The 24,259-nt window shown below is 72.5% G+C and carries 22 protein-coding genes; 7 read left to right on the forward strand and 15 right to left on the reverse strand.

Translation table 11 applies throughout. From position 1 onward, the window contains the following. Positions 1–38 precede the first annotated feature (38 nt). Positions 39–998, forward strand: coding sequence for a glycosyltransferase (locus tag FYC51_RS01860; protein ID WP_148731993.1), 960 nt, complete (start codon positions 39–41; stop codon positions 996–998). Here the strand turns inward: FYC51_RS01860 and FYC51_RS01865 are convergent. The 3 genes from FYC51_RS01865 to rffA form a co-directional block, all read right to left on the reverse strand. Continuing rightward, positions 991–1,953 carry a glycosyltransferase family 2 protein gene (locus FYC51_RS01865; protein ID WP_222863190.1) on the reverse strand — a complete coding sequence of 321 codons (963 nt, stop codon included), beginning with the start codon at positions 1,951–1,953 and terminating at the stop codon, positions 991–993. The two genes, FYC51_RS01860 and FYC51_RS01865, sit on opposite strands and share 8 nt — an antisense overlap. A 71-nt stretch (positions 1,954–2,024) precedes the next feature. After that, positions 2,025–3,269 carry a rhamnosyltransferase WsaF family glycosyltransferase gene (locus tag FYC51_RS01870; RefSeq protein ID WP_148731995.1) on the reverse strand — a complete coding sequence of 415 codons (1,245 nt, stop codon included), beginning with the start codon at positions 3,267–3,269 and terminating at the stop codon, positions 2,025–2,027. Beyond that, complete coding sequence (rffA, locus tag FYC51_RS01875; protein ID WP_148731996.1) at positions 3,266–4,420, reverse strand: dTDP-4-amino-4,6-dideoxygalactose transaminase; 1,155 nt, start codon at positions 4,418–4,420, stop codon at positions 3,266–3,268. The genes FYC51_RS01870 and rffA overlap by 4 nt, the downstream gene beginning before the upstream one ends. 174 nt (positions 4,421–4,594) lie before the next feature. Between rffA and FYC51_RS01880 the strand changes: the two genes are divergently transcribed. Next, entirely contained in the window at positions 4,595–5,737 is a 1,143-nt protein-coding gene (locus FYC51_RS01880) for a glycosyltransferase (RefSeq protein ID WP_148731997.1), read from the forward strand. A gap of 64 nt (positions 5,738–5,801) precedes the next feature. Here FYC51_RS01880 and FYC51_RS01885 read toward each other — a convergent pair whose 3' ends face one another. The 3 genes from FYC51_RS01885 to FYC51_RS01895 form a co-directional block, all read right to left on the reverse strand. Further along, positions 5,802–7,166, reverse strand: coding sequence for an LCP family protein (locus FYC51_RS01885; protein ID WP_148731998.1), 1,365 nt, complete (start codon positions 7,164–7,166; stop codon positions 5,802–5,804). Further along, the gene (purE, locus tag FYC51_RS01890; RefSeq protein WP_187432629.1) at positions 7,163–7,630 is read right to left on the reverse strand and encodes a 5-(carboxyamino)imidazole ribonucleotide mutase; all 468 of its coding nucleotides are present in this window, start codon (positions 7,628–7,630) and stop codon (positions 7,163–7,165) included. The genes FYC51_RS01885 and purE overlap by 4 nt, the downstream gene beginning before the upstream one ends. A 124-nt stretch (positions 7,631–7,754) precedes the next feature. After that, positions 7,755–8,900 (reverse strand): 5-(carboxyamino)imidazole ribonucleotide synthase, encoded by a 1,146-nt coding sequence (locus FYC51_RS01895; RefSeq protein ID WP_148732000.1) that lies wholly within the window; start codon positions 8,898–8,900, stop codon positions 7,755–7,757. Positions 8,901–8,975: 75 nt separating this feature from the next. Between FYC51_RS01895 and FYC51_RS01900 the strand changes: the two genes are divergently transcribed. Further along, positions 8,976–9,623 (forward strand): GtrA family protein, encoded by a 648-nt coding sequence (locus FYC51_RS01900; RefSeq protein ID WP_238476164.1) that lies wholly within the window; start codon positions 8,976–8,978, stop codon positions 9,621–9,623. Here FYC51_RS01900 and FYC51_RS01905 read toward each other — a convergent pair. The 3 genes from FYC51_RS01905 to FYC51_RS01915 form a co-directional block, all read right to left on the reverse strand. Further along, positions 9,559–10,398: a DarT ssDNA thymidine ADP-ribosyltransferase family protein gene (locus FYC51_RS01905; RefSeq protein WP_187432448.1), complete on the reverse strand. Its 840-nt coding sequence runs from the start codon at positions 10,396–10,398 to the stop codon at positions 9,559–9,561. The two genes, FYC51_RS01900 and FYC51_RS01905, sit on opposite strands and share 65 nt — an antisense overlap. Positions 10,399–10,545: 147 nt before the next feature. Beyond that, on the reverse strand, positions 10,546–11,109 hold the full coding sequence (locus FYC51_RS01910) for a PH domain-containing protein (RefSeq protein WP_148732002.1): 564 nt from the start codon (positions 11,107–11,109) through the stop codon (positions 10,546–10,548). A gap of 7 nt (positions 11,110–11,116) precedes the next feature. Next, positions 11,117–11,962 carry a biotin--[acetyl-CoA-carboxylase] ligase gene (locus tag FYC51_RS01915; RefSeq protein WP_148732003.1) on the reverse strand — a complete coding sequence of 282 codons (846 nt, stop codon included), beginning with the start codon at positions 11,960–11,962 and terminating at the stop codon, positions 11,117–11,119. 112 nt (positions 11,963–12,074) lie between these two features. Between FYC51_RS01915 and FYC51_RS01920 the strand changes: the two genes are divergently transcribed. Both FYC51_RS01920 and FYC51_RS01925 read left to right on the forward strand, forming a co-directional pair. Next, the gene (locus tag FYC51_RS01920) at positions 12,075–13,673 is read left to right on the forward strand and encodes an acyl-CoA carboxylase subunit beta (RefSeq protein WP_148732004.1); all 1,599 of its coding nucleotides are present in this window, start codon (positions 12,075–12,077) and stop codon (positions 13,671–13,673) included. Positions 13,674–13,681: 8 nt separating this feature from the next. Continuing rightward, on the forward strand, positions 13,682–13,939 hold the full coding sequence (locus tag FYC51_RS01925) for an acyl-CoA carboxylase epsilon subunit (protein WP_148732005.1): 258 nt from the start codon (positions 13,682–13,684) through the stop codon (positions 13,937–13,939). Positions 13,940–14,293: 354 nt separating this feature from the next. Here FYC51_RS01925 and FYC51_RS01930 read toward each other — a convergent pair whose 3' ends face one another. From FYC51_RS01930 to FYC51_RS01945, 4 genes are read right to left on the reverse strand one after another with little or no spacing between them, the layout of a single operon-like run. After that, positions 14,294–15,301 carry a hypothetical protein gene (locus FYC51_RS01930; protein WP_148732006.1) on the reverse strand — a complete coding sequence of 336 codons (1,008 nt, stop codon included), beginning with the start codon at positions 15,299–15,301 and terminating at the stop codon, positions 14,294–14,296. Continuing rightward, positions 15,298–16,536 (reverse strand): sensor histidine kinase, encoded by a 1,239-nt coding sequence (locus tag FYC51_RS01935; protein WP_148732007.1) that lies wholly within the window; start codon positions 16,534–16,536, stop codon positions 15,298–15,300. Before FYC51_RS01935 ends, FYC51_RS01930 begins: the two co-directional genes overlap by 4 nt. Beyond that, positions 16,523–17,185, reverse strand: coding sequence for a response regulator transcription factor (locus FYC51_RS01940; RefSeq protein WP_148734068.1), 663 nt, complete (start codon positions 17,183–17,185; stop codon positions 16,523–16,525). Before FYC51_RS01940 ends, FYC51_RS01935 begins: the two co-directional genes overlap by 14 nt. A 45-nt stretch (positions 17,186–17,230) precedes the next feature. Further along, complete coding sequence (locus tag FYC51_RS01945; protein WP_148732008.1) at positions 17,231–18,592, reverse strand: class I SAM-dependent RNA methyltransferase; 1,362 nt, start codon at positions 18,590–18,592, stop codon at positions 17,231–17,233. 46 nt (positions 18,593–18,638) lie between these two features. Between FYC51_RS01945 and FYC51_RS01950 the strand changes: the two genes are divergently transcribed. Then, a complete protein-coding gene (locus tag FYC51_RS01950) occupies positions 18,639–19,277 on the forward strand; it encodes a Maf family protein (protein ID WP_148732009.1) in 639 nt (212 codons plus the stop codon). 90 nt (positions 19,278–19,367) lie between these two features. Next, positions 19,368–21,143, forward strand: a complete 1,776-nt coding sequence (locus FYC51_RS01955) for an acetyl/propionyl/methylcrotonyl-CoA carboxylase subunit alpha (protein WP_148732010.1) — start codon at positions 19,368–19,370, stop codon at positions 21,141–21,143. A gap of 54 nt (positions 21,144–21,197) precedes the next feature. Here the strand turns inward: FYC51_RS01955 and FYC51_RS01960 are convergent, their stop codons facing one another. After that, complete coding sequence (locus FYC51_RS01960) at positions 21,198–22,709, reverse strand: APC family permease (protein WP_148732011.1); 1,512 nt, start codon at positions 22,707–22,709, stop codon at positions 21,198–21,200. Between the two features lie 46 nt (positions 22,710–22,755). Next, the gene (locus FYC51_RS01965) at positions 22,756–24,186 is read right to left on the reverse strand and encodes an NAD(P)H-quinone dehydrogenase (RefSeq protein WP_148732012.1); all 1,431 of its coding nucleotides are present in this window, start codon (positions 24,184–24,186) and stop codon (positions 22,756–22,758) included. Positions 24,187–24,259: the final 73 nt, after the last annotated feature.

Here is a 24,259-nt window from a genome sequence, read left to right on the forward strand (position 1 = left end):
GATCCAGTTCCTCTCGTCGGCGGTCGTAAACTAGCCTAATGCCCTCGACGAGACCGCCCCGTGAGAGCCCGCCCGTCGCAGCATCCGCCCCCCGCGTCATCGCGGTCGTGCCCACCTTCCACCCCGACGACGGGGTCGTCGGCCGACTGCGCGACCTGACGCGTCAGGTCGACCGCGTCATCGTCGTCGACGACGGCTCCGGACCGTCGGCCGACGCCGTGCTCGCCGACGCGGCGGAATCGGGCGTCGAGGTGCACCGGCTCGCACGCAACGCGGGCATCGCCGCGGCGCTCAACACCGGCGTGCGCGTCGCGCTCGACGACGGCGCCGACTACGTCGTGAACGTCGACCAGGACACCGACCTGCCCGAGGACTACGTCGCCATCGCGCTCGGCATCTTCGCGACGGCCAACCCGGTCACCCGCCTCGGCATCGTCGCCGTCGACGCCGTGAACGGAGCCCCGGCCCTGCCCACGTGGGTGTCGCCCGAGGGCTTCGGGCTCGTGCCCGAGGCGATCCAGACCGGCTTCGTCATCAGCCGCGACTGCCTCGAGCACGGCGGACTGTTCGACGAGCGCCTCGTCATCGACTGCGTCGACACCGAGTACTGCCTGCGCGTGCGCGACCGCGGGTTCCGCATCGCCGTGGCGAAGGGCACCGACATCCGCCACTCGATCGGGCGTCGCGCCGAGCTCCGCCCGTTCGGCATCCCGATGCGCCACCGCGAGAGCGGCCGGATCGCGACGTACCAGTACCATTCGCCGTTCCGTCGGTACTACATCGCCCGCAACAACATCGACCTCATCCTGCGCAACGTGCTGCGCCGCCCGCGATGGGTGGGCGCGGTGCTGCGCCGCGAGATGGGCGGCATGATCGTGTCGATGGTGAGCGGGCCGCAGCGCATCGCCCAGGTGCTCGCGATCACCACCGGCACCGTGCACGGGCTCGTCCGGCGGCGCGGGATGATCCCCGGCTGGCTGAAGTCGCTCATCACCTGACCCCGCGCCGCTGCCTCGCCTCCCACGACCGCCGCGCGACGCCCGCGGCGTCGCCGAGGTCGATGCGCCCGCCGCGCCGGAGGCCCGCCCAGCGTGCGAGGTGATAGGCCGGATTGACCACGAGCCACTTCGCCCGGTCTGCCATCCGGTAGTCGGGATCGCGCAGGATCCGGCCGGTGTCGACGAGCGCTCCCCGGCCGGCCCGGAGCAGCGCGCCGATCCGCGAGTAGCTCGGGACGTCGTGGCCGATGCGGCGCAGGCTCACGGTCTCGTCGAACATGCGCCCCGCGTACTCGCGGATCCCGACCTCGTTCGAGTGACGCACCGAGCCGGCCGGCGCGTACGCCTTCCGGTACCCGGCCTCGAGCACGTCGCGGGCGAAGAGCAGGTCCTCGGAGTACGGCACGTCGCGGTAGGGGATGGTCCGCAGGAGGAAGTCGCGGCGAGCCGCCGAGTTGACGTCGGAGTAGAAGCCGACGGCGTCGGCGTCCGCGCCGTCCAGCCCGGTCCGATCGACGATCGTCGGCTCGTCCGCTGATCCGAGTCCGTCGAACACTCGCTCGATGTCGTACTTGAGCAGCGGGACAGCGGTGTTCCGCGGAACCTGTCGGCCGACGACCGCCTCCACGCCCGCCTCGTCGAGCGGCGACACGAGTTCGCCGAGCCACGCATCGTGGGCGGGGGTGGCATCCTGCGTGAGGAATGCGACGACCCGCCCGCGGGCGAGCCGCGCACCCAGGTTCCTCGTCCGTCCGTGCCCGAATTCGGCGTTCGGGATCTCGTGCAGGCGGACATCCGGCCGGTCCCGCACGATCCGGAGCGTGGCATCCGTCGAGCCGGAGTCGATGACGAGCGTCTCGATGCGGCCCGCGAACCGCTGCCCGGCCACCGCGTCGAGCACCTCGGCGAGGAATCGCTCGCCGTTCAGGGTCGGGATGACCACCGTCACGTCCACCGACAGGGGCTGGGCACCGCCGCTCCCGTCAGGAGCCGGGACGTCACCCGCACCCCGCGGGGACGACGCGCTCATCGGGCGGCTCGCATCGCGCGATCGAAGGCGGCGACGAACTCCTCGCCGGGGTCGGCCCAGTCCGTGTCGGCGACCGATCTCGCGATGGCGGCCGCGTGCGCGTCCTGGTCGGGCCTGTCGAGCACCGCGATCATGCGATCGGCGAGCGCGCCCGGCGACATCGGCGCGAACTCGATGTGCGGGCTGTCGAGCACGCCGCGCGTGTTGGGCGCGTCGTTCACGATCGGCACGACGCCGGCGCCCATCACCTCGATCGGCAGCAGCGACATGTTCGTGAGCGAGAGGATGAGGCCGGCGGCGCAGCGATTGTAGATGTCGTTGAGCGCGGAGATGTCGACCGCGGAGTGGTTGACGTACGGGAAGGGCACGTCGTAGCCGGACATGTCCCACCCGACGAGGTTGACGACGACGTCGGGCCGTCGCCGGTGCAGTTCGCGCAGCGCGAGGAGCCCGAACTCGGTGGCACGGCGGGGCGTCGGCGGGCGGGCGTAGAACAGCACCTCGTTCCGCGGCGCGGTGTTCTCGTAGCGGTAGCGCGTGGTGTCGACCGCGTAGTCGTACGCGTCGCCGCTCATCCCGTACTCGGTGGCCAGCTTCGCGGCGAGCCAGCGGCCCGCCGAGAAGCCGTGGAAGCCGAGCCGGTAGCTGTTCTCGGCCGCGGCGTGGTCGCTGCCCGCCGGGAAGAACGCCGGCTCGAAGTCCTGCGTGAAGTAGAACCGCTTCGCGTCGCCGCCGTGGCGGTACGCCGCGTAGGTCGTCTCCCAGTCGCAGGCGATCACGGCGTCGAACTCCCCGTCCAGGCCCGTGCCGGGGTCGTAGACGCGGAACTCGCCGCGGATCTCGGGGTAGGCGCTCGTCGCCGCCATCATGCGCCGCACGCCGTCGACCGTGGCGCGGGGGTAGCGCGCGGGCGCATAGAGGAAGACCGTCGTCGGATTCCCCGCCAGCTCGAGGAAGCTCATGAACCGGAACGCGTTCTGGTGGCCGCCGCTCGTGCGTCCGGGCGGGGTGATGAGCCAGGCGACCCGATACCCGGTCGGCGGCCGCTCCACCGGGCGCGCGTTGAAGGCGCGCGGGGTCGACCAGTCGACGGCGACGAGGTCGTCGGCGTAGACCGATGCGAGCGGCTCCGGCCGGAACGCGTCGAGCCGGTTGGCGAGCCACTTTGCGCCGCGCCACGCGGTGGATCGGATCCCCCCGTCGCGCAGGCTCGCCACAGCACTCGAGAGTCGTCCGTTCATCGCTCCGCTTCCCCTGGTCGCCACGCCGTGACCGCGTCGATCACGCGATCCACCTGACCGGTCGTCATTCCCGCCCACAGCGGCAGCCGCACGAGCCTGCGCGAGAATTCCTCGCTCCGCACGAGTTCTCGCAGCGGCCGCCCGTAGCGGCGCCCGGCCGGGCTGGAGTCGAGCGGCACGTAGTGGAATGCCGCGACGATGCCCTGCGCGGCGAGCGTGGCGATGAAGTCGGCCTGGTCGTGCCGGCTCGGGAGCAGCACGAAGAACAGGTGCGCGGCGTGGATGCCGCCCGGCGGCCGCATCAGCGTGGCGCCGACCAGGTCGGCCCACTCGCCGAGCTCTGCGGCGTAGCGGTCCCACACGGCGTGCCGCGAGGCCTGGATCTCGTCGAACGCCGCCAGCTGCGCGTCGAGCACCGCCGCATTGAGCTCGCTGGGCAGGTAGCTCGAGCCCCAGTCCACCCACGTGTACCGGTCGACGGCTCCGCGCAGGAACTGCGAGCGGTTGGTGCCCTTCTCCCGGATGATCTCCGCTCGGAGCCGGTGATGCGCGTCGTTGAGGACGAGCGCACCGCCCTCGCCGGCATGGACGTTCTTGGTGTCGTGGAAGCTCTGCACCCCGAACGTGCCGATCCGACCCAGCACGCCCCACTGCGAGCGGACGCCCAGCCCGTGCGCGTTGTCCTCGATCACCGGAAGGCCCCCCGCGTCCGCGGCGATCGACCCGATGGCCGCCATGTCGACCGGCGTGCCGCCGTAGTGCATGACGGAGATCGCCCGGGTCCTCGGCGAGACCGCCTCGGCGACCTGATCGGGGTCGACGTTGCCGGTGGACGCGTCGATGTCCACGAAGACGATGGTCGCGCCGGTCGCCGCGATCGCCGTGGCAGCCGACGAGAAGGTGAAGCTCGACAGCACCACCTCGTCGCCGGGTCCCAGTTCGAGCAGCCGGCTCGCCATCTCGAGCGCGTGCGTGCCGGACGTCGTCAGCAGCACCTCGCCGCCATCGAGGATCGTGCTCAGTCGATCGCTCGCCGAGCGGGTGAACGGGCCGTCGCCGTGGGCATGGTCGGAGCCCAGCACCGCCGTGAGGCGCTCCAGCGACGCCGGCGCGAGGAACGGACGGGAGAACGGGATGAGCTCTGGCTGCACCTCGCGACTCCCCCGTCCGGACCGGCTCCGCGCCGGTGACTCCACGGAGTGTATCGGAGGATCGCCTCCGTTTGGTGTCGTGGGGTCTCGTGTCCTTCGGAGTCCCCCGGAAGCGGGACGCGGAGCGGCTAGGGTGGGCAGGTCACCGACCGACGTCGGTGCGGAAGGAGCAGCGTGACGACCACCCTGCGCGTCATCCTCGACCAGATCGTGGCTCCGGTCCCCGGGCCGATCGGCCGGTACACCCGCGACCTCGGACGCGCGATCGTGGCCACCGCGCCGCGCGGCTGCGAGGTCGAGGCGATCGTGTCGTCGTCGCTCCCCGAGGACTACGATCGGGTGCTCGCCGAGGTGCCCGGGCTCGCCGGCCTCTACAAGACGTCGCTCGCCCGCCGCGAGCTCGCGGCTGCCTGGCAGCTCGGCATCACGACCTCGCCAGGCAGCGGCATGATCCACGGCACGAGCCTCTTCGCGCCGCTGCGCAAGCACGACCGCACGACGGGCGGCAACCAGGTCGTGGTGACCGTGCACGACGTGCTCGCGTGGACCCACCCCGAAGCGGTCAGCGCGGCATCCGTCGCCTGGCAGAAGGGCATGATGAAGCGCGCCCGCAGGCACGCCGACGCGATCGTCGTGCCCACGCACGCGCTGGCCGAGCGCCTCGAGCAGGTCGCCGACCTCGGCGACCGGGTGCGCGTGGTCGGCACCGCGCCGCGATCTGGCCTCGTGATCGGGCCCGACGCCGAGCAGCGTGCGGCGCGCCTCGGGCTCCCGCGGGAGTACATCGCGGTGCCGGGCACCCTCGAGCCCCGCAAGGGCCTCGTCGACGTGTTCACGGCGCTCGGACGCCGCGGCGTGCCCGACGTCCCCGTCGTGGTGCTCGGCCCCGAGTCCTGGGGCGACCAGCACGTGGCGGAGGTCGCCGAGGAGCTGGGCGTCGCGGCGTCCCGCATCCGGCACCTCGACGACCTCGACGCGGCCGACCTCGCGGTCGTGCTGCGCGGCTCCATGGCGTACGTCGCTCCGAGCCACGACGAGGGCTCGGGCACGGGGCTCATCGAGGCGTTCAGCCTCGGCGTCCCGGTGATCCACTCCGACGCGCCCGCGTACGTCGAGGTGTCGGCCGGCGCCGGACTCGGCGTGCCCGTCGGCATGGCCGACCACGGCTACGCCGACCGGCTCGCGGCGGCGATCACGTCGGTCGTCTCCGATCGCGGCCTCGCCGAACGGCTCGCGATCTCGGGCCACGACCGCAGCCGGGCGTTCACCTGGCGCGACGCCGGCGAGCGGGTCTGGCAGCTGCACGCCGACCTCTGACACCGCGACGGCCGGCGCCCACGGCCGAACAGCCGCGCACGGCCGCGCAGGCCGCCCGGCGACGCTATCCCGCCGGCTCCTCGGTCTCGGGCGGGAACACGGCCTGCTGCACGAGCTGGCGGATGTAGTCGTAGTCGGGATCCTCGGGATCCACGCCGTTCTCGGGCACGAGCGGGACGTCGACGATCGGCAGCTCCTTCGTCTTCGACGCGAGGTCGACGAAGTACCCGAGCATGCCCTGCGGCACGTCGGTCTTCACGACCTGGGAGCCGGCCGCGGCGATCTCCTGGAACTTCGACAGCACGTTCGCCGGGTTGAACTGGGCGAGCACCGCCTCCTGCAGCTGCAGCTGCCGCGCCATGCGGTCGTAGTCGCTCGTGCCGTGACGCGAGCGGGCGTACCAGAGCGCGTGGTAGCCGTCGAGGTGCTGCTCGCCCGCGGGGATCCACTCCGCGACGGTCGTGAAGGTCTCGTCGGCGTGGATGGGCACGTCCTCGGGCACGTTGATCGTCACGCCGCCGAGGGCGTCGATGAGCTGCTGGAAGCCGGCCATGTCGATGAGGACGTAGTACTGGATCGGCAGCCCGGTGATGCCCTCCGCGGCATCCCGCATCGCCTCGATGCCGGGCTCGGAGCCCTCGGCCACGGCGTTGGGGTACATCTCGGGGCTCTTCAGCTCGACCTCGGTGTAGATCGAGTTGAGCATGCAGACGTCGACCTCGCAGCCGTCGATCGAGCCGTAGCCCTCGGGGTAGACCGCCTTGAGCGGCGAGTCGTCGTCGAACGGCACGTCGACCATGTTGCGGGGCAGGCCGATGGTCACGGCCTGGCCGGTCTCGGCGTCGATGCTGACGACGCGGATGCTGTCGGGGCGCAGGCCGTCGCGGTCGGGCCCCGCGTCCCCGCCGAGCAGCAGCACGTTGTACCGGCCGTCGATGGGCGGCTCGCTCGGGCCTGCGACGAACACCGACGAGAGGAAGCCGCTCGCGGTCGTCGCGAGGTAGGCGCCGTACGCCGCCGTGCCCGAGACGAGCACCATGAGCACGACCGAGAGGGCCGCGACCCCGGCGCGAGCCGAGGGGGCGGTCTTCACGAACTTCACGAGGCGCAGCGTGTCGAAGGTCAGGATCGCCCAGAGCACGGCGTAGAACGCGAGCACGCCGGCCACGACCCAGAGCGAGATCGTCGTCGAGAAGACCGTGTAGATCACGGCGGGCCAGAAGATCCAGACCACGAGGGCCACGAGCGCGAGGAACCACAGCGCGAGCGTCGCGCCGAGGCCGAACCGGCCCAGCTTCCGGTCGCCCGCGAGCACCTGGGCGGAGCCCGGGATCAGCACGTTGAGCACGACGAGCCACCACGCGCGGCGGGTCATGACCGTGCGCGACCCCAGGTCGGGGTAGCGGATCGGGCTGGCGGCGAGGCTCATCGGGTGGACTTCAGCCGTTCGTTCTTCTCCTCGACCAGGGCGGCGAGGGCGGTGGCGTAGTCGGCGAGCGCGGTGCTGAGCGCGGCATCCGACGTCGCGAGGATCTTGACGGCGACGAGCCCGGCGTTGCGGGCGCCGCCGATCGAGACGGTGGCGACGGGCACGCCGGCGGGCATCTGCACGATCGACAGCAGCGAGTCGAGCCCGTCGAGGCGCGACAGCGGCACGGGCACGCCCACGACGGGCAGCGTGGTGACCGAGGCGAGCATGCCCGGCAGGTGCGCCGCTCCCCCGGCACCCGCGATGATCACCTTGAGGCCGCGCCCGGCGGCCTCCTTGCCGTATGCGATCATCTTCTCGGGCGTGCGGTGCGCGGAGACGACCTCCACCTCGTGCGCGACGCCGAACTCGTCGAGCAGTTCGGATGCCTCGCGCATCACGTTCCAGTCGGAGTCGGAGCCCATCACGACGCCCACGAGCGGGGTGGTTGCTGCAGTCACCCGAGAATCCTAAGGCGGCGTGCTGTGAGATGCCCGGAGGGCGCGCAGGGCTGCAGCGGCGTCGGAGTCGCGGCCGGGCCGGGTCGCGTCAGTCCTGGAAGACGGCGGCGGCCGCGCGCGCCTCGTACACGACGTCGTCGAGGTCGGCCCCGATCGCCGTGACGTGCCCGACCTTCCGGCCGGGGCGCGGCGCCTTGCCGTAGTTGTGCAGCTTCACGGTCGGATGCCCCGACAGCGCCTCCGCGTAGCGATCGGCGAGCGAGCCCTCGGCCGGACCGCCGAGCACGTTCACCATGACGCTCCACGTCTCGTGGCTGCCCGTGCCGCCGAGCGGCAGGTCGAGGACGGCCCGGAGGTGCTGCTCGAACTGCCCGGTCGTGGAGCCGTCCATCGACCAGTGCCCGCTGTTGTGCGGGCGCATGGCGAGCTCGTTCACGAGCACGCGGTCGTCGGTCGTCTCGAAGAGCTCCACGGCGAGCACGCCCGTGACGCCCAGGCCCTCGGCGATCGTGATGGCCACGTCGGCGGCGACGTCGGCGAGGCGCCCGGCCGAGCGCGGTGCGGGCGCGATGACCTCGCTGCACACCCCGCCGACCTGCACGGTCTCGACGAGCGGCCAGGCCGCGACCTCGCCCGATGGGCGGCGCGCCACGAGCTGGGCGAGCTCCCGACGGAAGTCGACGACCTCCTCGGCGAGGAGCGCGCCGCCGCGGCCGTCCTCGGCGACGGTGGCGAACCACTCGGCGACCTCGGCGGCCGAGCGCACGACGCGCACGCCCTTGCCGTCGTAGCCGCCGCGCGGCGTCTTCACGACCGCGGAGCCGCCGTGGTCGGCGATGAAGTCGTCGAGCTCGGCCGTCGTCGTGACGCGGGCCCAGTCGGGCACGGGGAGGCCGAGCTCGGAGAGTCGCGCGCGCATGAGGAGCTTGTCCTGCGCGAACCGCAGGGCGTCGGGTCCGGGGTGCACGGGGATGCCCTCGTCGACGAGCAGGTGCAGCACGTCCTGCGGCACGTGCTCGTGGTCGAACGTCACGACGTCGACCTCGCGCGCGAACGCGAGCACGGTCTCGGCGTCGGTGTAGTCGCCGACGCTGTCGGCCGCGAGTGCCGCCGACATGCCCTCCGCCTCGGCCAGCACGCGCAACTCGACGCCGAGTTCGATCGCCGCGGGAATCATCATCCGGGCGAGCTGCCCGCCGCCGATCACTCCGACCCGCACTCGTGCACACTCCATTCGCGTCGGCCGAGACGGCGCCCGGTGCGGCGCCCCGTTCAGTCTAGGCCGACCCCGACGGCATAGGATGTGCCGGTGACCACCACCGTCGGCAGTGCGTTCGCCCGCCTGTGGCACGGCCTGCTGGCGTACCTCGTGAAGTTCGGCGTGGTCGGGCTCATCGGCCTCGTCATCGACGTGGTGCTGTTCAACCTCCTGCGCCTCGGGGTGTTCGGCGACGACCATTGGGCGCAGTCGGCCATCGGGGCGAAGACCATCTCGACGAGCGTCGCGATCATCTTCAACTGGCTCGGCAACCGGTACTGGACCTTCCGCCGCCACCGCCGCCGGAACTACGTGCGCGAGTTCGTGGAGTACGCGATCGTCTCGATCGGCGGCATGCTCATCGCGCTGGCCTGCCTGTGGATCAGCCACCACTGGCTCGGGTACACGAGCCTCGTCGCCGACAACATCTCCTCGAACGTGGTCGGGCTCGCGCTCGGCACGGCCTTCCGCTTCCTGCTCTACCGCTACTGGGTGTTCGGCCACCACCGCTCCGACGGCCTCTCCAACCTCGAGCGCGTCGAGGAGGCGCAGCGCACGCTCTTCGAGGAGCCGACGCCGGTCGCGGAGCGCGAGCCGGTCGCGCCCGATGGCGATGCGTCGACGGATACCGCGGCTACGCCTCCGGCGCCTCGACCGTCGGCTGGAACCACGGCGGGTACACCGCCACCCGGGTCCTGACGCCCACCGCGTCGAGCGCCGCCCGCACGCGGTCGCGGACGCGGTCGTTGCCCACCGCGATGAGCAGCACGCGCTCGAGCGGGAGCAGCTCGCGCACGAGGAACTCCGCCGAGCGCAGCCGGGCGCCGTCGTCCTCGCGGTGGAGACGCTGCAGCATGCGGAGCACGTCGGGCCACGCCGACGCCGAGCCGACGCCGCCGGTCGCGGCATCCGCGTCGGTGACGACCACCGTGCCGGCGGTCTCGGTGCGTGCGCCGACGGCGGAGGCGACCGAGCTCACCAGGATCACGTGGTCGGCCGGCGGCCGCTGGACGGCCTCCGCGCTGAGCCGCGGGTCGGGCGTGCCCGTGCGGATGGCGTTCCAGACGTGCGCGTCGGTGGAGAGCAGGAAGGGGACGTAGTCGGCGACGACCGCGTCGACGCCCCCGACCGGTGCCGACCGCCGGAACGCGCGCGCGTCGGGCGCCGCGAGGTCGACGACCGGGGTCGCCCCGGCGTCATCGGCGAGCACGGCACCCGAGCCGAGGATCGGCGCGAGGTTCTCCACGTGCGTCACGTGGTAGATGCGCACCGTCTTCGGGTCGACGGGGGCCTCGGCGAGCGACGTCGCCGCACGCGAGGACCCGGCCACCCGGGCGGCCGGCCGCGCCGCGCGCGACGCACCTGCCCGTGCGCGGGGCGCAGCCTTGGCGACCGGCTTCGGCTCGGGCTGCTTCGGCGGGAAGCAGATGGCGCAGAGGCCGTCGTCGAAACCGTGGATGCATTCGTCGGCCACGTGGAACCCTTCATCGCGCGTCCCGCGCTCGGGGGCGCGCGGAACCACCCGTCTACGTTACGTCCTCCGAGCGGATGCCGCGGCACCGCGCGGGACGCACGCCACCGTCATCGGCGAGCGGATGCCGCGCACCCGCGCCGCGACGCGTCAGCGGCCGCCCCAGGCGATCGTGTCGCCGTCGAACAGCGTCGACTGCTCGGCCCGCCGCCGATCGGCGACGAGGCTGTGCGCGGCCTCCATGAGCTCGTCGAGCGCCGCCTGCACCTGGAACGGCTTCGGCACGTCGCGGATGACGAACGGATGCTCGTGGCCCGTGTTCACGCGCACGTCGCCCGAGCCGAACGCGCTCTGCAGCCACGTGCGCCGCACGGTCACGTCGTAGCCGCGGCTGTGCAGCAGCTCCTGCCGCACGCGCGCGAACACGCCGCTGCGCAGGATGATGCGCCGGGTGGTGATCGTCGTGCGCCGCGCGAGCCATGAGACGAACGGCAGCAGGCAGCCCGCGACCACGACGAGCAGCGCGACCGCGCCGACCGCGACGAGCTGCCACACCTCGGGGAGGATGACGAGGAAGTACGTCGCGGCCCCGACGGTCGCCAGGAGCAGCAGCACCGGGAGGATGAGGATCCGCGCGTGCCGCCGGACGCGTGCGACGACGCGCTCGACGTTCACTGCAGGCTGGGCGGCAGCCTCGCTCGCGGCTGGGCTCATACGCCCATTAATACCTCAGGTGCGTGACGTCGCCCGCGGCGACAGCCTGCGCCTCCCCATTCCGGTCGCGCACCAGCAGGCGGCCGTCGGGATCGAGGCGCTCCGCCACGCCGAGGAGCTCGCGTCCGCCCGGCAGCTCGACGCGCACCTCGGCGCCGAGCGTGCCGCAGAGCGAGCTCACCCGGTCGGCGACGCCGCTCGCCGCGGCATCCGCGCCGTGCTCGGCGAACGCGCGCACCAGCGACAGGAACGTGCCGAGGTAGTCGGCGAGCACGCGGTCGGCGTCGGGGTGCGCGCCCGTGACGAGCAGGAGCGACGTCGAGGTCAGCGTGGGCAGGTCGTGCTCGTCGAGCGTGAGGTTGAGCCCGGCGCCGACGACCACCGCGCCGGTCTCTGGGATCAGCTCCGAGAGGATGCCGCACACCTTGTAGCCCGACACCAGCACGTCGTTGGGCCACTTGAGCTCCACCTCGACGCCGCCGGTGCCATCGTCCTCCTCGTCGTCGTCGTCGGCGGATGCCGCGGCCTCGACGGCCCGGCGCACCGCCTCGGTCATGGCGGCCCCCGCGATGAGCGGGATCCAGCCGTAGCCCTCGGGCGGGAACGGCGCGCCGCCGGGCAGTTCGGGGCGCAGGAGCACCGAGATCGCGAGCGTCTTGCCCGTCGGGGCCAGCCAGGTGCGCCCGAGGCGGCCGCGGCCGCTCGTCTGGTCGTCGGTCACGATGACGGCGCCGTGCGGCCACGCCGCGGCGGCCGGCCCGGTGGCGGCCTCGCGCAGCTCGTCGTTCGTCGACCCGGCCGTCGCGAGGAACTCGAGGCGCGGGACGGCCGCGCGGCTCAGCGGAAGATCCATGCCCACATCCTCCCGCAGGTGGGCGCGTCACGGGAATGCACGACGTGGGCGGATGGATTTGTAGGAATCCCTCAACGAAGTGCCGCGTAGGCGCGCCGGTAGAGTGAACGGCGTGACCGAAGCGACTGACGGCCCCGACCTCTTCACGACCGCCGGCAAGCTCGCCGACCTCAAGCAGCGCTATCACGAAGCCGTGACCGCGTCGGGCGAGGCGGCCATCGAGAAGCAGCACGCCAAGGGCAAGATGACCGCGCGCGAGCGCATCGCCGAGCTCCTCGACCCCGGCTCGTTCGTCGAGCTCGACGAGTTCGTGCGGCACCGCACGCACGCGTTCGGCATGGATGCGAAGCGCCCCTACGGCGACGCGGTCGTGACCGGCACGGGCACGATCCACGGCCGGCAGGTCGCGGTGTACTCGCAGGACTTCACGATCTTCGGCGGCTCGCTCGGCGAGGTCGCGGGCGAGAAGATCATCAAGGTCATGGAGCTCGCGCTGAAGCTCGGCGTGCCCATCATCGGCATCCTCGACTCGGGCGGCGCACGCATCCAGGAGGGCGTCGTTGCCCTGGGCAAGTACGGCGAGATCTTCCGCCGCAACACGGCCGCCTCGGGCGTCATCCCGCAGATCTCGATCGTCTGCGGCCCGGCCGCGGGCGGCGCGGTCTACTCGCCGGCGCTCACCGACTTCGTCATCATGGTCGACAAGACGAGCCAGATGTTCGTCACCGGCCCCGACGTCATCAAGACCGTGACCGGCGAGGACGTCGGCATGGAGGAGCTCGGCGGCGCGCTCACCCACAACACCGTCTCGGGCGTCGCGCACTACCTCGCGAGCGACGAGTCCGACGCGCTCGATTACGCGCGCACGCTCGTCTCGTTCCTGCCCGACAACAACCAGACGGATGCCCCCGTCTACGACGCCGACGTCGAGCTCGAGATCACCGACGAGGACCGCCGGCTCAACACGATCATCCCCGACTCGCCCAACCAGCCGTACGACATGCACTCGATCATCGAGGGCATCGTCGACCACGGCGACTTCCTCGAGGTGCAGCCGCTCTACGCACCCAACGTGATCATCGGGTTCGCCCGCATCGAGGGCCGTTCGGTCGGCATCATCGCGAACCAGCCGAGCCAGATGGCGGGCACGCTGAACATCGCCGCGGGCGAGAAGGCGTCGCGCTTCGTGCGGTTCTGCGACGCGTTCTCGATCCCGATCCTCACGCTCGTCGACGTGCCGGGCTACCTCCCCGGCACCGACCAGGAGTGGACCGGCGTCATCCGCCGCGGCGCGAAGCTGCTCTACGCGTACGCCGAGGCGACCGTGCCGCTCGTCACCGTGATCACCCGCAAGGCGTACGGCGGCGCGTACATCGTCATGGGCTCCAAGCAGCTCGGCGCCGACATCAACCTCGCCTGGCCGACCGCCGAGATCGCGGTCATGGGCGGGCAGGGCGCGGTGAACATCCTCTACCGCGCCGAGATCAAGCGCGCCGAGGAGGCCGGCGAGGACGTCGCGGCGGTGCGCACGCAGCTCGCCAACGAGTACACCTACAACGTGGCGTCGCCGTTCCTCGCGGCCGAGCGCGGCGAGCTCGACGGCGTGATCGAGCCCGCTGCGACGCGCGTCGCGATCGTGAAGGCGCTGCGCACGCTGCGCACCAAGCGCGCGAGCCTGCCGCCGAAGAAGCACGGGAACATCCCGCTCTAGGGGGAGCCATGGCCGACGAGTACACGACCGGCGGTGCCGGCGCAGCCGAGGGCGACGAGCGCGCCGCGGCCATCCGCTTCATCACGCGCGACGTGACCGACGAGGAGGCCGCAGCCGTCACGGCGGTGCTGCTCGCGGCGCTCGACGAGGGCGTCGCCGAGCCGACCGCGACGGAGCCCGGGCGCGATCGATGGGTCCGCAGCGGCGCCGCGATGCGCGCGCCGCTCGCCGTCGGGCCCGGCAACTGGGCGCGCTCAGCCTGCTGAATGCCGACTGTCCCCCGTTTCCGCGGGATGCATCGGGGGGCGCGGACTCCCCGCGTTCAACGGGATCCCGGGCGAGCGACGGCATCGGGCGCCTCGCCTGTCCCCCGAACGTCGTCGTGTCCCCACAAATGATGACTATGCGACCGGGTCCGAATGCGCCAAGATGAGTGTCGCAGGCTCCTCTGTGGAGTCGCCACCGTCACCGGTCGGGTAACCGGTGACCGTTGGGGGCGAGTCAGGGCGATATTCGGGTTGTCGCCGTGGCTCGGGCTTGATGGGGGGCCGATCGAAGATCGGTCCCCCACCTTCATGTCCGGGGCCGTCGTCGTTCGGCGCACCCGCGTGCCCGCCCCGTCAGGTGCGCGGGATCTCCAGCCAGAACTCGACCTCGAGGTCGTCGGTGCTGTCCGAGGGCTCCGCGCCCTCGGGCTCGCGCAGGCCGACGACGGTGACCGCCACTACAGAGCCCTCCGCCGCCGTGCGGGCGATGATGCGGTCGGCGCTCGACCCCGCGACGGCCTCCGCCAGGCGGGAGAGCACGCGGTCGCGGGTCGGCTCGTCGAGGTCGTCGATGCCGCCCTCGTCGAGCAGGGTCACGACGGTGCCCCGCTCGCGCGCTCGCTGCACCTCGGTGCGGACGGCGTCGGTCAGCAGCATCCGCCCGCGGATCTCGTCGCGGATCGCCGCCTCGAGCATGCGGCACTCGCGCCGCTGGTCGTCGGTCAGGCGTCCCCCTCGGTCGCCGATGCGCCGGAGCATGGGCGCAGCGATGCGGTTGGTCTGCGCGAGGCGCATGCGGCCCTCGAACAGATGCGCGTCCTGGGCGGCCTGCCAGGCCGCGGCCTCGCGCTCCGCCTGCGCGTACCGGCGGGTCTCGCGCGCGGCGGTCGTGAGTGCTGCGGTCAGCATGTGCGCGATCCCGACCCAGACGATGCTGCCGATCACGCCGAGCGTGCCGAGCGAGAGCGGCCCCGCCCACACTACGCTCTGCACCGCCAGCGCGATGACGCCGAGCCAGGCGGCTGCGAGCTGCCGTCGCGCCGCGGCGATGGTCATGAGCGTGCCGACCGCGGCCACGTACCACGTGGCATAGCCGTTCTGCGCGTTCGCGTCGAGCTGGCTCGTCACGAGCAGCGGCAGCACGATGCAGACGGCGAGGTCGAACGCGGCGAGCCAGTCGGGCATCCGGATGCGCTGCACGGGCCAGAGGCTCGCGATCGTGGCGACCGTGTACAGCACCAGGGCGACGATCGCGGGCCACGGCGACGCCGGCACGTTGAGCGAGTAGATGCCGAGGATCACGTGGTACGCCGAGAACATCGCGCCGAGCACGAGCAGCAGCCAGCGGGGGACGGTGATCACGCGCCGACCCCCTCGGCGTCGGACGGCCAGGACACGGTCACGAGCGTCCCGTGACCGGGGCGGGACGCGATCTCGGCCGCTCCCCCGGCGTTCGCCATGCGCTCCTCGATGGAGACGCGCAGGCCGAGGCGCTCCTCGGGCACCTCGTCGCGGGCGAAGCCGACGCCGTTGTCGGCGACCTCGATGACGGCGCCGCCGGTGCGCACGCCGCGGATGCGCAGCTCGCGCCGGGTGCTGCGGCCAGGCTCGTCGGCGTGCTGCATGCTGTTCACCATCGCCTGGACCGTCGCGGAGTAGAGCGCCTCCACCGCCTCGACGGGCAGCTCGACGCCGCCGGCGTTGACGACCCGCACGGTGAACGGCGCCGAGAACGTGGTGAGCGCCGCGCGCAACCGGCGCACGAGCACGGGCAGCCCCACGCGGTCGAGGGCGCGCGGCCCGGCGGCGCCCGCCTCGTCGAGGCGCTTCACCGCGTCACGGGCCATGCGCGCGGCGAGGTCCTGCTCCTCGGGCGACTCGGCGGCCGCCGCAGACAGGAGCGTCGTGAGCACGCTGTCGTGCACGAGCGCGTCGACCTTCACGCGCTCGTTCTCGGTCGCGTGCTGGCGCGCGGCGAGGTCGTAGCGCTGCAGGGCCGCCTCCTGCGCCGTGTCGACGGACTCTGCGGCCTGGCGCAGCATGACCACGATGATGAGCACCACGACGCCGAGGATGATCGCGTACATCGAGTTGAGCACCGCGAGGAGCGGGTCCACGGCGCCACCGGCGGGCAGCAGTCGGATGACGCCGTAGATCGTGGGCACGATGAGCGTGTACCCCGTCGCGACCGGCGCCGGCAGCGCGACCACCGCGGCCGTCGTGGCGACCGTGCAGATGTAGTAGAGCCACGGCGTCTGGCCGACGAGGGCGGCGGGATCGGCCACGAGGAAGGGCCAGGCGAGCAGCGCGAGCACGTACAGCGCGGCGAACGCGAACGCGGCGCCGCGCACGGCGAGCTTCGCGATCGAGGCGACGGCCACCGCGACGAGCGAGCCGTAGAGCACGGCCATGAGCGCGGCGCCCGCGCCCTCGATGAGCGCCGCCGACTGCTCGAGCGCGAGCGGCACGGTCTGCGCGCCGAACACGAGGCCGAAGAGTCCGAGCGCACGGCCCGAGATCGTCTCGACCTGCGCCCGGGTGACCGCGGTCCGACGGCGCGTCGCGAGTCGCGCGACCCGCCACTCAGCGGCGGGCATCCCCGCCTTCGACGTCGAGGCCCGGCAGGATGCCGTCCTCGACCGCGCGTCGCAGCAGGTCGACCTTCGTGGGCGCCGGCCGGCCGACCTCGACGTACTTGGCACGGATGCGGTCGAGGTACTCGCGCGCGGTCGAGTGCGCGATGCCGAGCTGCATGGCCACGAGCTTCAGCGGCAGTCCCGAGGCGTAGAGGTGCAGCACGTCGCGTTCGCGACGGCCGAGCTGGGCCTTCGCGAAGTCGCGGTCGGCCTCGATCGCGCTCGCCCACTCCACGTTGTTCAGCACCTCGCCGCGGGCGACGGTCGCGATCGCCGCGATGACGGTCGCCATGGGCGACGCCTTCGGGATGACCCCCGCGGCGCCCGCGGCGAGCGCCTCGCGCACCGCTGCGACACGGTCGGCGATGCTGTGCACGAGCACCGCGCTGCCCGTCTCGAGCACGGCGCGCACGTTCTCGGTCACCGAGGAGCCGTCACCGAGCGAGAGGTCGAGCACGACCACGTCGCATGAGCGGCCGTCGAGCGCTGCGAGGAGCTCGGGCACGTTCGAGGTCTCGGCGACGACCTCGTAGCCGGCGTCGCGGCAGGCCGCGCGGAGTCCGAGCCGCACGGCCTCGTGGTCGTCGACGATGGCGACCGTGGCGGCCATGTCCTGCTGCGGTGCATCCGTCACGCCGTCCCCTTTCCCGACAGTTCACACGATAGCGGTCAGCCTCGCGACGGCCTCGACGTGATGGGTGTTCGGGAAGAGGTCGAACGCGACCACCTCGTCGAGTCCGTACCCGCGCTCCCGCAGCAGCCCGACGTCGCGGGCGAGGGCCACCGGGTCGCAGGCCACGTACACGAGCTGGCGCGGGTGCAGCTCGGCGAGCCGGTCGACGACGGCGCGCCCGGCGCCCGAGCGCGGCGGGTCGAGCACGACGGTCGCGTCGCGCAGCCGTGCCCGCTCGGCGGCGGTCGCGGCATCCGCGAGCTCGTCGAGGAAGCGGTCGACGCGCGCCGTGACCGCCCGCGATCCGACCCACTCGGCGAGGTTCGCGCCCGCGTGCTCGGTGGCTCGCGTGTCGGCCTCGACCGTCGTGATGCGCACCGCGTCGCCGAAACGGTCGCCCACGGCCGCCGCGAGCAGGCCCACGCCGCCGTAGAGGTCGAGGTTCGCTGCCCGCGGGTCGAAGAGCGCCGGATCCACGGCGTCCTGCACCGCGCGCGTGAGCGTGGCCGCCGCGCCGCGGTGCACCTGCCAGAACCCGTCGCGGTCGAGGACGAAGGTGCGGTCGCCGACGCGTTCGGTGATCGTCGGGCGCGGGCCGCGCCGCGGCATCCGCTCGACGTCGACGACCACGAGTGCCGGTTCGCCGACGCTCGGGGCGACGAGGTCGACGGCGCGCGCTCCGGGGAAGCGCGACGAGAGCGGCGCGAGCTCGTCGAGCGACGCGACGGCCAGGGGCACGGATGCCACGGGCACGACCGTGTGGCTGCGTGCGGCGTAGGGGCCGACCGTGCCGTCCTCGGCGACCTGCAGCCGCACGCGGGTGCGCCAGCCGGTGCCGTCGGCGGACACGCCGGGCGCGAACGCGGGGTCGATCTCCTGCACCTCGACGTCGTGCTCGACCCCGCCGAAGCGGCGCAGGGCGTCGCGGAGCACCTCGGACTTGAGCGCGCGCTGGCGGTCGATGCGGATGTGGCCGAACTCCGCTCCCCCGGCGCGCCGCTCGGGCGCGCGGTCGACGGAGGCCTCGGCCCAGACGTGCTCCTGCCGGTCGGGCGATGCCTCGAGCACCTCGAGGGTCTCGGCGCGCCAGAAGCGGTCGTGGCGGCGGTCGGTGATGCGCGCCCGCACCCGCTCGCCGGGGATCGCGTCGGGCACGAACACGACGCGGCCGTCGTGGTGCGCGACGAAGACGCCGCCGTGCGCGACGCGCTCGACGTCGAGCTCGACGACGGGTTCGTCGGCGGCCGGAGCGGCGGGCCCGCCCGGCCCGGTCGGCCCGGACGCGGGTCGCCGAGCCCCCCGGGCTCGCGGGCTCGGGCGGCGGGGGCGACGGGGCTCGGCCATGCTTCGAGCATTCCACAGCCCGCGCCGGGCGCGGCAGGATGGGGGCATGCGCCTCTACCTCGCCTCGACGTCGCCCGCCCGGCTCCAGACGCTGCGGGCGGCCGGCATCGAGCCGATCGCGATCGCGCCGGGCGTCGACGAGGCCGCGGCCGTCGCGGCGGCGGAGGCGGCATCCGGCACGCTCGAGGCGCCCGACATGGTGCAGCTGCTCGCGCGGCTGAAGGCCGAGGCGATCGTGGGCCGCGAGCACGACGGCGAGCCCATCGACGGGCTCATCCTCGGCGGCGACTCGGCGTTCCTCACGGGCGGCGCGATCCACGGCAAGCCGCACCTCCCCGAGGTGGCCCGCGAGCGCTGGCTGGCGCAGAACGGCAGCCACGGCGACCTGTGGTCGGGTCACTGGCTCATCGACCACCGCGGAGGGCGCGCGAACGGCGCCGTCGGACGGGCGGATGTCGCGACGGTGCGCTTCGCGGCGCTCGACGAGGCCGAGATCGACGCCTACATCGCCACGGGCGAGCCGCTGCTCGTCGCGGGGGCGTTCACCATCGACAGCCTCGGCGGGCCGTTCATCCGCCGCGTGGAGGGCGACCCGTCGACCGTGGTGGGGCTCTCGCTCTCGACGGTGCGCGACCTCGTGCGCGAGCTCGGCGCGGACTGGCCCTCGCTCTGGAATCGCCGCTGACGGCCATTGTCGACGCCCGCAAGGGTCACCGGCCTTTTTTGTGGAAGCGACCCAAAGGCGAGCGCAGGCGGCCCAATAGGCTTGAGGATTATGCCGCGTATCACCAAGGTCCTCATCGCCAACCGTGGAGAGATCGCCGTCCGCGTCATCCGCGCCGCCCGTGACGCCGGCATCGGCTCGGTGGCCGTGTACGCAGACCAGGACCGCGACGCCCGCCACGCGAAGCTCGCCGACGAGGCCTACGCGCTCGACGGCACCACGAGCGCCGAGACGTACCTCGTCATCGACAAGCTCCTCTCGGTCGCCCGTCGCTCCGGCGCCGACGCGGTGCACCCCGGCTACGGGTTCCTCGCCGAGAACCCCGACTTCGCCCGCGCCGTGATCGATGCCGGCCTGACCTGGATCGGCCCGTCGCCCGAGGCCATCGAGCGCCTCGGCGACAAGGTGTCGGCCCGGCACGTGGCCGAGAAGGTCGGCGCGCCGCTCGCGCCGGGCACGCTCAACCCGGTGGCGGATGCCGCTGAGGTGCTCGAGTTCGTCGACGTGCACGGCCTGCCCGTGGCGATCAAGGCCGCCTTCGGCGGCGGCGGCCGCGGCCTCAAGGTCGCCCGCACGCGCGAGGAGGTGCCCGAGCTCTTCGATTCGGCCACCCGCGAGGCGGTCGCCGCGTTCGGCCGCGGCGAGTGCTTCGTCGAGAAGTACCTCGACAAGCCCCGCCACGTCGAGACCCAGTGCCTCGCCGACCAGCACGGCAACGTCGTCGTCGTGTCGACGCGCGACTGCTCGCTGCAGCGCCGCCACCAGAAGCTCGTCGAGGAGGCGCCCGCGCCGTTCCTCACCGAGGAGCAGAACCGCCTCCTGTACGAGGCGTCCAAGGCCATCCTCAAGGAGGTCGGCTACGTCGGCGCGGGCACGTGCGAGTTCCTCATCGGCCAGGACGGCACCGTCTCGTTCCTCGAGGTGAACACGCGCCTCCAGGTCGAGCACCCCGTGTCCGAGGAGGTCACCGGCCTCGACCTCGTGCGCGAGCAGTTCCGCCTCGCCGAGGGCGGCGTGCTCGACTACCCCGACCCCGCGACGACCGGACACTCGATCGAGTTCCGCATCAACGGCGAGGACCCGGGCCGCAACTTCCTCCCCGCGCCCGGGCCCGTGCACCAGCTGCGCTTCCCCGGCGGCCCCGGCGTCCGCATCGACTCGGGCGTCACCAGCGGCGACGAGATCTCGGGCGCGTTCGACTCGCTGCTCGCGAAGCTCATCGTCACGGGCGCCACCCGCAAGGACGCCCTCGAGCGCGCCCGCCGGGCCCTCGACGAGTTCGAGGTCGCCGGCCTGCCCACCGTGCTGCCGTTCCACCGCGACATCGTGAACAACCCCGCGTTCGCGCCCGAGGGCGACGAGCCGTTCTCGGTCTACACCCGCTGGATCGAGACCGAGTACGACAACACGCTCGAGCCGTGGTCGGGCGAGCTCGCCGAGGGCTCCGGCCCGGCGGCGCGCACCGACGTGGTCGTCGAGGTCGGCGGCCGCCGCATCGAGGTGACGCTGCCGAAGAAGCTGCTGGGCGGCTCGGCGGCGGGCACCGCGACCGCCGGCCCCGCTCCGCGCCGCCGCAACCTCGCGCACGCCGTGGACACCGTGGCCGGCGACGCCGTGAAGGCGCCCATGCAGGCGACCGTCGTGAAGGTCGCGGTGGCCGAGGGGGACCGGGTCGTCAAGGGCGACCTCGTGCTCGTGCTCGAGGCCATGAAGATGGAGCAGCCGATCGTCGCCCACAAGGACGGCGTCGTCGGCCTCGTCAACGCCGAGGCGGGCGCCACGGTGTCGAGCGGGCACCTGCTGCTCGCGATCAACGATCCCAGCTGACCTGCTTGGAACGCGCGGAGCCCGCCGCGTCCGCCGTTTCGACGCGAGCGCTGGTCACCCGATGGGCGGCGCCCCCTGCGGCGTCGGGAGCTCCACTTCGCTGACCGCGCCCGCGAGCCGCGAGCGGCGCCGGCCGTAGAGCAGATAGATCACGACGCCGATCGCGAGCCACACGAGGAACCGCACCCACGTGAGCGTCGTGAGGTTCAGCATGAGCCAGAAGCACAGCGCCGCCGAGAGGATCGGCAGCACGGGCGACCACGGCACCCGGAAGCCCCGCGGCAGGTCAGGGCGCGTACGACGAAGCACGACGATGCCGATGCTCACGAGCACGAACGCCGAGAGCGTGCCGATGTTGATCATCTCCTCGAGGAGGCCGACGTCGGTGAACGCCGCGACGAGGGCCACGACGGTGCCGCCGATGATCTGGATGCGGGCCGGGGTCTTCGTGTGCTCGGTCGTGCGCGAGAGCCAGCGCGGCAGCAGCCCGTCACGGCTCAGGGCGAAGACGATGCGCGACAGGCCGAGCAGCAGCACCATGATGACGGTCGTGAGGCCCGCGAGTGCCCCGACCGAGATCACCGCCGACGCCCAGTCCTGTCCCACGAGCCGGAACGCAGTGGCCAGCGACGGGGTCTCCTCCTCGGCGAGCTCGGTGTACGACACCATGCCGGTCATGACGATCGACACGAGCACGTAGAGCGCCGTGACGATCGCGAGCCCGAGGAAGATGCCGCGCGGCAGGCGGCGCTGGGGGTCCCGCACCTCCTCCGCGCTCGTGGCGACCACGTCGAAGCCGATGAAGGCGAAGAACACGAGGGATGCCGCGGCCAGCAGCCCGAAGACGCCGTACTGCGCGGGCGCCGCACCGGTCGCCCACGAGAACAGCGACTGCGTCCAGGCATCCGACGCGCCGCCCTCGGTGGGCACCGCCTCGGGGATGAACGGCACGTAGTTCGCGGCGTTGATGAAGAAGAAGCCCACGACGATCACGAACACGACGATCGCGACCTTGATGATCGTGAAGACCGAGCCGACCCGCGCGGTGAGCTTGGTGCCGGCCACCAGCAGTGCGGTGAACACCGCGACGATGAGGAAGGCGGGCCAGCTCACCTGGACCCCGCCGAGGTCGATCGTGGCCGGGAACGGGATCCCGAAGGCGAGCAGCGCCTCGCCGAGGTAGACGCCCCAGTACTTCGCGATCACCGCGGCGCCGGTGAACATCTCGAGGATGAGGTCCCAGCCGATGATCCAGGCGAGCAGCTCGCCCATCGTCGCGTACGTGAACGTGTACGCGCTGCCCGCCACGGGCACCGTCGACGCGAACTCGGCGTAGCACATGATGGCGAGGCCGCAGGTGATCGCGGCGAGGATGAACGAGATCGTCACGCTCGGCCCGGCGAAGTTCGCCGCGGCCTGGGCACCGACCGAGAAGATGCCCGCGCCGACGGCCACCGCGATGCCCATGAGCGCGAGGTCCCACGTGCCCAGCGAGCGGCGGAGGCTGCGTTCCTCGTCGCCCGAGTCCGCGATCGACGCCTCGACGGATTTCACGCGCCAGTTCATCGTTCCCCCTGCGGTCGGGCGTCGACCCCCGCGACGCCGCGTCGTCTCAGCGTACGACGTGCATGGCCCTCGCGGCATCCGTCAGCGACCCGGTCAGCGACGGGTAGACCGGGAACGCCTCGGCGAACTGGTCGACCGTGAGGCGGTGCTCGACGGCGAGCGCGAGCGGCAGGACGAGCTCCGACGCCTTCGGTGCGACGATGACGCCGCCGATCAGGGCGCCAGAACCGCTCGATGCGAAGAGCTTCACGAAGCCGTCGCGGATGCCCATCATCTTCGCGCGCGGGTTGGACGCGAGCGGCAGCTTGTAGACGACGCCCGGCACGATGCCCTCCTCGATGGCCTTCTGCGTCCAGCCGACCGTCGCGATCTCGGGCTGCGTGAAGATGTTCGAGGTGATGTTGCGCTCCTCGGGCGGGTCGACGATGTCGCCCATGGCGTGGAAGATCGCGGTGCGCCCCTGCATCGACGCGACCGAGGCGAGCGGCGGAAACGTGGTGCAGTCGCCCGCCGCGTAGATGTTCGGCATCGACGTGCGCGCCACCCGGTTCACCCGGATGTGGCCGCTCTCGCTGAGCTGCACGCCCGCCTCCTCGAGGCCGATGTCGGTCGTGTTCGGCACCGCGCCCACCGCCATGAGGCAGTGGCTGCCGCGCACCTCGCGCCCGTCGGTGAGGGTCGCGACGACCGAGTCGCCGTCGCGCACCACCGACTCGGCGCGCGACTTGTTCAGGACCTTCATGCCGTTGCGCTTGAAGACCTTCTCGATCACCGCGGCGGCGTCTGCGTCCTCGCCGGGGAGCACCTGGTCGCGGCTGGAGATGAGCGTCACCTTCGCGCCGAGCGCGCGGTAGGCCGATGCGAACTCCGCACCGGTCACGCCCGAGCCGACCACGATGAGGTGCTCGGGGATCTCGGGCAGGTCGTAGAGCTGCTTCCAGTTGAGGATGCGCTCGCCGTCGGGCACGGCCGTCGGCAGCACGCGCGGCGTCGCGCCGACCGAGATGACGAGCGTGTCGGCCTCGATGCGGTCGAAGTCGGTGCCGCCCTTGGCGGTCGAGACGATGATGGCGTTCGGCCCGTCGAGCCGGCCCTCGCCCTGCACGAGGTTGACGCCCGCGTCGAGCAGGTTCGCGCGCATGTCCTCGGACTGCTGCGCCGCGAGCCCGAGCAGCCGCTTGTTCACCGCCTGGAGGTTGATCGCGACACTCGGCTTGACCGCCTTGTCGCCCGAGCCCTTCGCGTAGAACTGCACGCCGAGGTCGGCCGCCTCCTTCACCGCGTTCGACGCCTCGGCGGTCGCGATGAGCGACTTCGACGGCACCACGTCGGTGAGCACGGCCGAGCCGCCGACGCCGGCGCGCTCGATGAGCGTGACCTCCGCGCCGAGCCTCGCGCCGGCCAGCGCGGCCTCGTAGCCGCCCGGCCCCCCTCCGAGGACGGCGATCCGTTGCGTGCGCTCGAACTCGTAGGCCATGCTCGATATTCTGTCGCAGCGCGCGAAACGGCACCAAACGAGCACGGCCTGACGCGGCATCCGCCCCCTCATT

Origin of the sequence: Agromyces mariniharenae (assembly GCF_008122505.1) — a bacterium.
GTDB classification, from domain to species: domain Bacteria; phylum Actinomycetota; class Actinomycetes; order Actinomycetales; family Microbacteriaceae; genus Agromyces; species Agromyces mariniharenae.